The following is an 11,564-nucleotide window of genomic DNA, read 5'->3' as shown; positions in this document are numbered from 1 at the left end:
CGCATGATCCGCGTCCTGACCCTCGACCTGGTGGACGATGCGGCGGCGATCGCCGAGTATGAACGCTGGCATGTGCCCGGCAACGTGCCCGCACCGGTGCTGGCCGCGATCCGGGCGTCGGGGGTGCAGGAGATGCAGATTTTCCGCCACGGCACGCGACTGGTGATGACGATGACCGTCGCCCCCGATTTCGATCCCGACGCAAAGGCCGATGCCGACGCCGCCGACCCCGAAGTCGCGGCGTGGGAGGCGCGCATGGGTCATTTCCAGCGTGCGCTGCCCGGCGCCCCCGATGGCAGCCGCTGGACGCCGATGACCCCGATCTTTGCCTTGAGCGACCATCCATGATCGCCCCCGGCGCCCCGCCCCGCTCCACCCCGGCTGGCACCGGCGGCCGCTTTGTCACGCCGGGCTTTGCCGCCGGCTTCGCGGTCGTCGTCAGCCTGTTCTTCCTCTGGGCGATCGCCAACAACTTCAACGACCTGCTGATCCGCCAGTTTCAAAAGGCGCTCGACCTGAACCGGGCGCAGGCCGGGCTGGTGCAGTTCGCCTTCTACATCGGCTATTTCGTCATGGCGCTGCCCGCCGGGCTGGTGCTGCGCCGCTTCGGCTATCGCGCGGGCATCCTTGCCGGCCTCGCCTTCTACGCGGTCGGGGCGCTCCTCTTCTATCCGGCGGCGGAGCTGCGCGAATATGCCGCGTTCCTCGGCGCGCTGTTCGTCATCGCCTCGGGCGCGGCGTTCCTCGAAACCGCCGCCAATCCCTATATCGTCGCGTTCGGCGATCCGGCGCGTGCCGAACAGCGGCTCAATCTGGCGCAGGCGTTCAACGGCCTCGGCGGCGCCATCGCGCCCATCATCGGCGCGAAGTTCATCTTTTCGGGCGTAGAGTATGACCGCGCTCAGCTCGACGCGATGGCTCCGGCCGCCCGCGCCGCCTATCGCGCGGCGGAGGCACAGATGGTGCAGCTGCCCTATCTGGCGCTGGCCGGCATCGTCGTGCTGATCGCCATCGCCGTCGCCATCGTCCGCCTGCCCGAGGTCCCGCGTGAAACGGGCGGCAACACGCTGCAGGGGCTGCGGTCGGTGCTGGGCGTCCCCGCGCTGCGTTGGGCGGTGGTCGCGCAATTCTTCTATGTCGGTGCGCAGGTCGGGGTGTGGAGCTTCTTCATCGACGTGGTGAAGACGATCAGCCCCGCGACGCCCGAACGACAGGCGGCCTACCTGCTGTCGATCAGCCTCGCGCTGTTCCTCGCCGGGCGATTGATCGGCACGATCCTGATGCATCGCATCGTCGCGACCCGGTTGCTGGCGGGGTTCGCCATCGCCAATATCGCGCTGATGCTGGTCGCCGCGCTCGGCCACGGCACGACCGCGATCTATGCGCTGATGTTCAGCAGCTTCTTCATGTCGATCATGTTCCCGACGATCTTCTCGCTCGGCGTCCGCGACCTCGGCCCCCGCGCGCCGCTCGGGGCGCCCCTGATCGTGATGGCGGTGATCGGCGGGGCGGTGTTCCCGCCGCTGATGGGCTGGCTCAGCCACGGCATGGTGTCGATCCAGACCGCGATGCTGGTACCCTGCGTGTCGTTCGCGATGGTGCTGGCCTTTGCCCTGACCGTCCGGAGCGCCGTTCAGCGGTAGAAGCGGACCTTCGCCAGTTCCAACCACGCCCGCCCGCCCGGATCGCCGGTCAGGCGAAACGCGACGCTGCGTAAGGCGGTGGCGTCGAGCGGGGTGTCGCCGCTGGCAAAGGCGCTGAACGGCAGGCGGATTTCGCGGCGCTCGCCCGTTGCATCGAAAAACGCCCGCCCCGTCCCGCGCGCACCATAGACATCGAACGCCACGCCATAACGCCCGACCCCGCGCGCCTCGAACGCGATGCCGGTAAAGCCCCGCGCATCGGCAAGGTCGATCGCCCCCTTCGTCAACGGCAGCACCAGAGCGGCGAACGGCCGATCCGCCGCCCCCAGCCGCGCGACGGCGAACAGGTGCGGGTCGTGCGGGCGATCGGGACGCACGATGTCGAGCCGGCTGTGGTCGGTCCCCGGCTCGGTGCTTTCGACGGGCAGGGTGTCGAGATCGGTCCGCCCGTCACCCCGCGCGCCGGTATCGATCGGCCCGGCCATCGCATGGACCGGCATCGGCGTCGCCTCGGATGAATCGATCCGCTGCCGAAGCGCGTTCAGCGGCATCTCCTGCCCGGCGACGAACACCCGGCGAACATCGTGCAGGTCGTCGATCGCCACATCCGGCCGGCCGCCGACCAGCAACAGGTCGGCCCGCTGCCCGACCGCGATCCGGCCATGGTCGCGCCGGCGCAGGATGTCCGCCGCCCCGCCGGTCGCCGCGACCAGCGCCTCGGCCGGCGTCAGCCCCAGTCGGCTAAGCAGCCTTGTCTCGCGCACCGCGCTCGACCCGTGATAGACCCCACCGATCCCGGCATCGGTACCGACCCCGATGCGGATGCCCGCCGCGTGCAGCGCGCGGACATTGGCCTGCATGATCGCCCAGCGCTTCGATTCCAGCGCCGGGATCGCTTCGGCCGGGCGCGCCATCCGCGCCGCCTCCGCCGCCCGTTCCGGTGCGGCCAGATGCCGCCATTCCATCGACACGAACGTCCGATCCTGCTGCGGCTCGTACACCACCAGGGTCGGGACATAGGCAACGTTCTTCGCCCGCATCAGCGCGATCAGTTCGGCATCCACGGCAGCGTCGCCGACGCCGTGGCCCAGCGCATCGACCCCGGCAGCGGCGGCGATCTTCGCACCCGCCAGCGTCACCGTGTGGGTGATGACCGGCAGCCCCGCTGCATGGGCATCGGCGACGATCGCCGCCAGCGTCGGCACGTTCATGCTGGCAAGGTCGGGCGAGCGGCCATAGCGCCAGCCATCGGCAAACACCTTGATGACGTCGGGCTTGTACGACAGCGCGGTCTTCATCGCGACATGCGCGGCGCGCGGGGTGGTCGCGGTCAGGGTGAAGAAGCTGCCCCAGCCATATTCGGTGCCATGTCCGCCCGGCACGCCCAGCCGGATGGCGAGGTTCAGGCGCGGCGTCGGGATGCTCCTATCGGCGGCGATGGCGCGGATCGGCTCGAGCATCTCGCCCGACAGCGAAAAGTCGTTGGCGCTGGTGATCCCGTTGGCGAGGTGCGAGGCCCATGCCTTCCCCAGATCGTCGGGACTGCCATAGCCCGACGCGCGCAAATGGGTGTGCAGGTCGTGCAGGCCGGGCAGCAACGTCAGCCCGCGCGCGTCGATCACCCGGCCCCCGCGCGGTCGCTTCAGGTGCGGACCGACCGCGGCGATCCGGTCGCCGACGACCAGCACGTCGCCCGGCACCGCCGCTGTGCCGGTCCCGTCGAACACCCGTGCCCCCCGGATCAGCACCGCCTCCACGCGCTCGGCCGGCCGGTCGGCGGCGATCAGCAGCAGGGGCAGCAGCGCGAACAGGAGGCGGTGGAGCATGGCTCCATATGTACCGACTATACCGCCCGCGTCCAACGGTTGCACAGGCACGGGCACGGCGTAGGATGGTGCCCATGCAGACGATAAAAGCGATAATCATCGGGGCGGCGGGCGCAATGCTGGTGGCGGCCGCGCCCGATCCGGCAGTCGAGGCGGCGGTACGCGCGGCGCTGGCCAAGGCACCGGCGGGCACCCGCTTCGGCATGGTGGTGCGCGATGCCGCCGGTGTAGAACAGGTCGCGATCGAACCCGACCGACGCTTCGTACCCGCCTCGAATACCAAGATCTTCACGACGCTGGCGACCTTTGCCAATCTTCCGCTCGACGCCGCCGACGATGGCGGTGCGGGCGTACGGATGGAAGGGCGCGACGTCATACTGGTCGGTGCGGGCGACGCACGACTGTCGAGCGCGGCGGACTGCCGGGTCGACTGCCTCGCGACGCTGGCCGATGCGGTGGCGGCGAAGACGCGGGTGGTGGGCGATGTGATCGGCGACGACACCCGCTTCCCCGACCAGCGCTGGTCGCCGGGCATGGGGTGGAACAACATGGCCGGACGCTATGGCACCGCCGCCTCCGCGCTGACGCTGGACGATAACGAACTGGCGTTGACCGTCATTGCGGACGGCGACCGCGCGGTGGTCGGCGGATCGACCTATTACCGCATCGACAACCGCGTCCGGGTCGGCACGACCAATAGCGTGTCGTTTGACCGGATGCCGGGCAGCGACGTGCTGCGCCTGTCGGGCACGGTCGCCCCCGGACCGGGTACGACGGTACGGACCGGCGTCGAGGACGCGGCACATCATGCGGCGTGGACGCTGGCCAAGCTGCTGCGCGAACGCGGGGTCCGGGTGACCGGGACCGTCGGTGCCCGCCACCGGCCGCACCGCGCGGAAGAAGACGGCGCGCTCGTCGAAAATGGCGCGCAACCGGCCATGCTGGCACGCCTGCAGCCCGCGCCCCTGATCGAGGATGTCGCGATCACCAACAAGGCCAGCCAGAACCTGCACGCCGAACTGCTGCTGCGCCGGGTCGGCCGCTTGAGCGGCGGCGGATCGATCGGCGACGGGTTGCAGCGGGTCGAGACGATGATGGCGTCGGCCGGCGTGCCGCGTACCGCATGGGACCTGTCCGACGGGTCGGGCATGTCGACCTACAACCGCGTCACCCCTCGCGCGATGGTGACGCTTCTGACCTGGGCGCAGGCGCAGCCCTGGGGCGCGCGGTGGATCGCGACGCTGCCGGTCGGCGGGGTCGACGGCACGCTGTCGCGGCGGTTCCGCGACACGCCGCTCGCCGGAAAGGTTCACGCCAAGACGGGCACCCTCAGCGGCGTATCGGCGCTCGCCGGCACGATGACGGCGGCGAGCGGACAGGTGCTGACCTTCGCCCTCTATGCCAACGACAATCCCGACGGCACATCGGCGACCCCGGCGATGGACGCCGCGCTGCTGGCCGCCGCCGCCGCGCTATAGCCCTACGTTATGGCGCACCCATCAAATTTGGGTGAGTGTTACCGGAACGCTACGGTTCCGTGAAAACTCGCTGAAAGCCCCCTTCCGCCGGGCAACGCTTTTGTTGCTTAATGTTGCCGATAGCCGCTCACGGGGAAAAGGGCGGCGCAGGCTTGGGGGCAAGACGATGCGGGCTGGCAAGGCAATGATGCTGGTGGGCGGATCGCTGTTCGCCGCGATGATGGCGGCGGGTACGGCGGGCGCGCAGACGGTGAGCGAAGGGGTGACGACGGCAGAGGCGGCCACCCCGACCGGCGTCGCGGTACAGACGACCCCGGCATCGAAGGCGGATGACGGCGAAATCCTGGTGACGGGTTCGCGGATCAAGCGCGATCCGAACAACAGCTCGCTCCCGCTGCAGATCATCAGCAATGCCGAGATCGAACGCAACGCGATCGCCAGCCCCGAACAGCTCATCAGCCTGCTGACCAGCAACGGGTCGGGCGCCGACAACCTCGCGTCCAATGCCGACGTCACCACCGGTGCGCAGCGCGGGACCAACGGGCTGTCGGCGGCCAACTTGCGCGGTCAGGGCGCGGCGGCGACACTCGTGCTGCTCAACAGCCGCCGCGTCGCCGCGCACGGCCTGTCGGGGGCGGCGGTCGATGTGAACCAGATCCCGTTCGCCGCGATCGAACGGGTCGAAGTACTGAAGGACGGCGCCTCCGCCATTTACGGCACCGACGCGATCGGCGGCGTCATCAACTTCATCACCCGCACCGATTACAAGGGCGTCGGCGTGATGGGCGCGAGCGACATCACCGAACAGGGTGACGGCGCGATCTACCGCGTGTCGGCCATCGCCGGCTTCGGCGACCTCGACGATCAGGGGTTCAACGTGATGGGCGCGGTCGCCTATCGCTGGAACAACATCCTGTTCGGTTCGAACCGCGACTTCGTGAACGGCAACCAGCCGAACCGCGGCCTGTCGGTCGACACACGCGGCACGCCGATCGCCACCGCGTTCCCGCTCAACCGCTCGACCGCCTTCTTCCCGAACGGCACGCTGCTGGGCGGTACGGCGACCGCGCAGGTCCTCTCCGGCCTCGTCATCCCCGGCACGACCACGGCGGCGAGCGGCGGGATCAACATCCTCGACCTGCCGGGCGGTGCCGGCTGCGAATCGATGGACGGCGGCATGGCGTATGACGATGCGCTGTGGAACAACGTGTCGGCGCGCTATGCCTGCGCCTGGGACACTGGCCGCGCGGCGGTGATCCAACAGCCGATCAAGACGCTGACCTACCTTGCCCGCGCGGTCGCTCGCATGGCGGAGGATCACCAGATCTCGCTGGAGGTCACCGGGTCGAACGCCAATTCGGCCAAGCTGTTCTCCAACGCACAGGTGTCGAGCAACACGACCAATTTCCAGGTCGCCTATCCGCTCAACAGCCTGACCGCGCCGACCTATAACGCGGTGTACAACGCGATCCGGGGGACGTTCCCGGCGGTCGCCGCCAATTACGGCAAGCCGATCGGCTTCCGCTGGCGTTGTATCGCCTGCGGCCCGCGGGAATACGAAACCGATACCAAGACGATCCGCGTCACCCTCGCCGCCGAAGGGCCGTTGTGGGAGGGTTGGGATTATCGCGCAGGCGGTTCGTACGCGAAGAGCGAATCCAGCTCGGTGCTGGGCAGCGGCTATTATTATCGCGGCACGCTCAGCAGCGGCGCCTATGATGCCACCGCTCCGACCGCGCCGGGGGCCAGCGGGCCGGGCCTTGCCGGACTGCTCAACAGCGGCATCCTCAACCCCTTCTCGATCAACCAGAGCGAGGCGGCGCTTGCCGGATTGGCGGCGGTATCGGCCGAGGGGGCGACGCTGTACGGCGGGCGGTACGAGGTGAAGCAGATCGATTACTCGATCGCCGGCCCTCTGTTCCGCCTGCCCGGCGGCAAGGCGCAGCTGGCGGCCGGGATCGATTTCCGCAGCGAATCCTACAGCTTCAACGGATCGGCCGCCGCCGCCGCATCGGCACCAGTCATCTTCCTTGCGGCATTCGACAATGTGAACGCATTGCGTGCCAAGAACCGGCAGGTGAAGGCGGCCTATACCGAAGTGCTGCTGCCGCTGTTCCGCGGGTTCGAACTGACCGGCGCGCTGCGCATCGATGATTATGGCGATTTCGGCACCAGCACGAACCCGAAGGTGTCGGTGAAGTACCGTCCCTGGGAACCGCTGATGTTCCGCGGATCGTTCAGCACCGGGTTCCGCGTGCCGACGTTCAACCAGATTTTCAACGGCATCACCGAATCGCCCTATTCGGGTCGCGACCTCGCCGATCCGGTGCGCTGTCCCGGCGGTATTCCCAACACGACCACGCCCGCGTGCCAGGCGGTGCAGCCCAACATCCTGACCGGCGGCAATCCCAACCTCGGCCCCGAAAGCGCAAAGATGTTCAGCGCGGGCATCGTGATACAGCCGGCGCCGAAGTTCAGCGCCTCGGTCGATTTCTGGGCGATCAATGTCGACGACACGATCCAGCTGCTGACCGAACGCGAGCTGATCGACAACGCCGCACTGTTCTCCGACCGGTTCATTCGCGACATCAACGCCGGCGACCAGTTGATCGCCATCGATCGCACCTGGATCAACGCCGGCGCGCGGCGGACGCAGGGCCTCGAACTCACCGCACGTGGCGGGGTGGACGCGTTCGGCGGGAGCTTCCTGGCCGGGATCGACGGCACCTATCTGCTCAAGAAGCGCGAGAAGCTGACCCAGAATTCGCCCTATGGCCCCAGCCTGATCGGCGTGTTCAGCTTTGCCGGCGACCTGGGCCTCAGGTGGAAGCATAATGCGTTCGTCAGCTATACCAACGAGGCGGTGACGATCGCGCTGACCCAGCAATATCGCGACGGGTACAAGAACCAGGCGCTGCCCGGCATCCTGGCGGGCACGGTGACACGGCCGGACTTCAACGAATATGTGAAGCCCTATGTCACCTACAACCTCGCGGTCAGCTTCCTGAATCTGGGCAACAAGGCGACGCGCCTGACGCTGGGGGTCAAGAACCTGTTCGACGTCGATCCGCCGTTCGCCATTACCTATGATTCGAACACCGGGTCGGGCGGCGCATGGGAACCGCGCGTCGCCGATCCGCGCGGACGGGCATTCACCGTGCAGGCAGATGTGAAGTTCTAGGGCCAACCTGTCTTGCCTCCCCTGCCCGTTCGGTTCGAACAGCTTCAAGCTCGTCGAGAAGCGTCGGTCGAGAACGCCCCTTTGGGGGCGACCCCTTCTCGACTTCGGTTCTCGACAGGCTCGAACCTGCGCCCGAAGCGAACGGATTTGGCAGAGGGTCGTAGATGATTGCCGCCCTCCTCGCCGCCGCAACGGCACAGCCGGTTGCCGAGGTGCGGATCGCGTTCGACCGGCACGGCGAGACGGCGGTCGCGGCGCGCGGCCTTGCCGACATTGCCGCCAACCGTCCCGTCACACCGGACGATCCGGTGCGCGTCGCCTCCATTTCCAAACTGGTGACCGCCATCGCGGTGCTGCGGCTGGTCGATGCGGGCAAGCTCGACCTCGATGCCGATGTGTCGCGGATGCTGGGGTGGCGGCTGCGGCACCCGAGTTTCCCCGATGTGCCGATTACGCTGCGGCTGTTGCTGTCGCACCGGGCGGGGATCGTTGACGGGGTGGACTATGTTCTGCCGCTGGATGCCGAACTGGCACCGGTGCTGGCCGATGCGAAGGCATGGGATGCCGCCCATGCGCCGGGGAGCTGGTTCGCCTATGCCAATCTGAACTTCCCCATCGTCGCCAGCGTGGTCGAACGCGCGACGGGCGAGCGGTTCGACCGGGCTATGGACCGGCTGGTGTTCCGGCCGCTGGGGATCGCCGCTTGCTACAATTGGGCGAGTTGCCGGCCGGAATTCGCCGCCCGCGCGGTGGTGCAGTATCGCGGTGGCAAACCGACCAAGGACGATCATCACGGCCGCCCGCCCGCCTGTCCGGTCGAACCGGCGCGCGACGGATCGTGCGACCTGTCGCAGTGGCGCACGGGCAGGAACGGGGCGATGTTCTCGCCGCAGGGTGGCCTGCGCATTTCGGCACGCGGGCTGGCGGTGGTCGGGCGGATGCTGCTGCGGCAGGGGCGGACCGATCGCGGACGGCTGCTGTCGCCCCGCGCCTTCGCGACGCTGACCACGCCGCTATGGACGTGGGATGGGACCAATGGCGACACCGGCAGCGATGCGACGACCGGGGCGAAGCAGGGTGGATTTATGTGCCGCTACGGGCTGACCGTGACGTTCCTCGCCACGCCGGTCGCGGGATGCCGCGACGATCCGTTCGGTGACGGCCGGCAGCGGCTGGGCCATGCGGGCGATGCCTATGGTCTGCGGTCGGGGCTGTGGGTCGATCTGAAGGCCGGAACCGGCGTCGCCTATTTCGCGACCGACGTGGCGGTGGAGCCATCGGCGCGGTCGGCATTCACCCCGACTGAGGATCGGCTGGCGCGGGGGCGGTAGGTCCCCCGCCCCTCAATGCTTCTTCGGCAGGACGTGCAGCACCCCGGCGATGACCGCACCGATCAGGACGCCGAACACCGCCGCACCGGCCGCATTGACGATCCATTCCAGCACGCCGCCCAGGCCCGGCACGGCCTGTCCGACATGATGCGCGGTGTCGTGGACGAGGTGCGGAAGCGTCGCGAAGCCGAACTCCTCCATCCCGTGCAGGATGATCTGTCCGCCGACCCACAGCATCGCCGCCGTGCCGATCAGCGCCAGCGCCTTCAGCACCTTCGGCATCGCCCGGACCAGACCACGACCGATGGTCTGCGCCAGCGCGCTGGACCGGCGGGCGAGCGCGAGGCCGATATCGTCCATCTTCACGATCAGCGCGACGACGCCGTACACCCCGATCGTGATCGCGATCCCGACCACCGCCAATGCGATCCCCTGCATCCAGATCGACAGCGCCGGAAGTTCGTTCAGCGCGATGATCATGATCTCGGCCGACAGGATCATGTCGGTGCGGATCGCACCGCTGACCTGCGTACGCTCCAGCTCGGCCGGGTCGGTGATCGTCGCGGCTTCCTCGGCATGATGGCCGCCGAACAGCGGGGCGAGGATCTTTTCGGCACCCTCGAAGCACAGGAACGCGCCGCCCGCCATCAGGATCGGGGTGACCGCCCAGGGTGCGAAGAACTTCAGAATCAGCAAGGCCGGCAACAGGATCAGCAGCTTGTTACGCAGCGACCCCAGCGCGATCTTGCCGATGATCGGCAGCTCGCGCGCCGGCGACAGGCCGACGACATAGCGCGGGGTGACCGCCGCATCGTCGATCACGACGCCCGCCGCCTTGGCCCCGGCACGTCCCGCGGCCGCGCTTACGTCGTCGAGCGATGCCGCCGCGAGCTTCGCGATCGCCGCGATATCGTCGAGCAACGCAACCAATCCACCAGCCATCGCCTGTCCCCCAAAGCCGTTCGCGCCGATCGGTAGCGGCCGAAACGCCACAATTCCATGAAAAGCGTCGGATGCCGCAAAACGTCCGTTAACGCTATTCTCCGCTGCCACGCGCCGGACAAACCCGAATTTTTGTCGCCATGTCATGCGTATACGAATATCTTGTCTCCGGATTGTCCAAGCAACGCAGACGATTTGTATCCGCACCATTCATACTCATTCGTGCGAAGTTAACAGTCCGCAAAGGTGATCTTAAGGTCCCGCCCGCAACCCAACCCCATTGCGCATCGACCAGACTGCGCAGCGCCACCGATTTCTTGGGGGGAACGGGATAATGCGAGCGACGATCAAGATGAAACTGGGGGCGACCTTTGCTGTCGTCTTGATATTGCTGGCGGGTGTCGTCGGCTATGGCATCACCCAATTGGGTAGCATCAACGATGCGATGAGCGAGATGGTCGACGACCCGGTCACTGCGCTCGATCGTATCCAGCAGTTCAACGACGCATCGACGTCGGCGGCTCTTGCAGAAAAGAGTCTCGCGATAACCGATGATCCGGCGATGTTGCGGTCGCAATTGAACATCATGCGCCGTCAGCGCGCCCGTGCCGACGATCTGATCGCCACGCCGCCGCCTCTCGCCGACGACACCGACCGCGCGCAATACGCACAGGTCCGCGCCGAGTGGAACAGCTACAAGGCAGCTGCCGATCAGGCCGTGGCACTGGCCCTGGAAAACAAGAATCTGGAGGCAGGTCGGATTTCGCTGGGTGCGGCGCGGGCCGCATCGGACAGGATGGGCGATCTGGTCGACGCGATGGTCACGCGCCAGCGCGGTGAGATGAAGGCCGCCGATGCCGGGGGCGATGTGCTGTACGCCACGTCGCGGACGACGCTGCTGACCGTTGCCATCGTCGCCTTTGTCATCGCCGTCTTCGGCGCGATCTGGATCAGCCTGACCGTGTCGCGCGGTCTGAAGCGGGTCAGCGTTGCGCTGGACGCGGTGGCGATCGGCGATCTCGACAACGAGGTAACCTCACCAGCAACGACGAGATCAAGGATCTGGTCGATACCGTCAATCGCATGACCGCCGCGCTGCGCACGTCGGCCACGCTGGCCGACACGATCGCGCAGGGCGACCTGACGGTCGACCACACACCCGC

The 11,564-nt window shown here is 67.7% G+C and carries 8 protein-coding genes; 6 read left to right on the top strand and 2 right to left on the bottom strand.

Going from position 1 to position 11,564, the window contains the following annotated elements:
* A partial coding sequence (locus QZ755_RS04105; protein WP_366509157.1) for an L-rhamnose mutarotase occupies positions 1–348 on the top strand: 348 nt, incomplete at its 5' end.
* Complete coding sequence (gene fucP, locus QZ755_RS04100; protein WP_294320028.1) at positions 345–1,643, top strand: L-fucose:H+ symporter permease; 1,299 nt, start codon at positions 345–347, stop codon at positions 1,641–1,643. The genes QZ755_RS04105 and fucP, both read left to right, overlap by 4 nt.
* On the opposite strand, the gene QZ755_RS04095 is transcribed toward fucP, so the two are convergent.
* Positions 1,634–3,469, bottom strand: a complete 1,836-nt coding sequence (locus tag QZ755_RS04095; protein ID WP_294320026.1) for an amidohydrolase family protein — start codon at positions 3,467–3,469, stop codon at positions 1,634–1,636. The genes fucP and QZ755_RS04095 overlap by 10 nt on opposite strands.
* Before the next feature lie 74 nt (positions 3,470–3,543).
* Between QZ755_RS04095 and dacB the strand changes: the two genes are divergently transcribed.
* From dacB to QZ755_RS04080, 3 genes are all read left to right on the top strand, one after another.
* Positions 3,544–4,947 (top strand): D-alanyl-D-alanine carboxypeptidase/D-alanyl-D-alanine-endopeptidase, encoded by a 1,404-nt coding sequence (gene dacB, locus QZ755_RS04090; protein WP_294320023.1) that lies wholly within the window; start codon positions 3,544–3,546, stop codon positions 4,945–4,947.
* 166 nt (positions 4,948–5,113) lie between these two features.
* Positions 5,114–8,128 carry a TonB-dependent receptor gene (locus QZ755_RS04085; RefSeq protein ID WP_294320021.1) on the top strand — a complete coding sequence of 1,005 codons (3,015 nt, stop codon included), beginning with the start codon at positions 5,114–5,116 and terminating at the stop codon, positions 8,126–8,128.
* Between the two features lie 164 nt (positions 8,129–8,292).
* Positions 8,293–9,459 carry a serine hydrolase domain-containing protein gene (locus QZ755_RS04080; protein ID WP_294320020.1) on the top strand — a complete coding sequence of 389 codons (1,167 nt, stop codon included), beginning with the start codon at positions 8,293–8,295 and terminating at the stop codon, positions 9,457–9,459.
* A 12-nt stretch (positions 9,460–9,471) separates the two neighbouring features.
* Here the strand turns inward: QZ755_RS04080 and QZ755_RS04075 are convergent, their stop codons facing one another.
* Complete coding sequence (locus QZ755_RS04075) at positions 9,472–10,401, bottom strand: DUF808 domain-containing protein (protein WP_294320018.1); 930 nt, start codon at positions 10,399–10,401, stop codon at positions 9,472–9,474.
* A 352-nt stretch (positions 10,402–10,753) separates the two neighbouring features.
* On the opposite strand from QZ755_RS04075, the gene QZ755_RS04070 reads away from it, so the two are divergent.
* Positions 10,754–11,488: an MCP four helix bundle domain-containing protein gene (locus QZ755_RS04070; protein WP_294320016.1), complete on the top strand. Its 735-nt coding sequence runs from the start codon at positions 10,754–10,756 to the stop codon at positions 11,486–11,488.
* Positions 11,489–11,564 lie beyond the last annotated feature (76 nt).

This window comes from uncultured Sphingomonas sp., assembly GCF_913776855.1.
Classification (GTDB): Bacteria; Pseudomonadota; Alphaproteobacteria; order Sphingomonadales; family Sphingomonadaceae; genus Sphingomonas.
This window is presented reverse-complemented; position numbering and strand designations above follow the sequence as displayed.